General features: G+C 71.2%; 1 protein-coding gene. It reads left to right on the top strand.

The window, feature by feature from the left end:
- A partial coding sequence (locus WA788_RS35730; protein WP_335984696.1) for a polyketide synthase dehydratase domain-containing protein occupies positions 1 to 319 on the top strand: 319 nt, incomplete at both ends.

Genomic DNA, 319 nt, shown 5'->3' with positions numbered 1-319 from the left:
GACGGGTCGGTTGTCGCTGGCTGCGATGCCGTGGTTGGCTGACCACGCGGTCCACGGCACCGTCCTGTTGCCGGGGACGGCATTCGTGGACCTGGCCGTCCACGCCGGGGACCTGGCTGGGTGCGGTGTCCTGGAGGAACTGACCCTCCAGGAGCCGTTGATCCTGCCGGAGCACGGTGGCGTGCAGGTCCAGGTCCACGTCGGCGATAGCGATGGCGGCAGCGGCCGGCGAACGGTCACGGTCTCCTCTCGCGAGGGGGAGGGCGAGTGGGTGCGGCACGCCGTCGGTTTGCTGGCCCCGGCTGACGGTGAGCCTGTC

The sequence above is a fragment of the Streptomyces sp. CA2R106 genome (assembly GCF_037034245.1).
Taxonomy (GTDB): domain Bacteria; phylum Actinomycetota; class Actinomycetes; order Streptomycetales; family Streptomycetaceae; genus Actinacidiphila.
The sequence above is the reverse complement of the archived record's forward strand: the minus strand, read 5'-3'. Positions and strand labels throughout refer to the sequence as shown.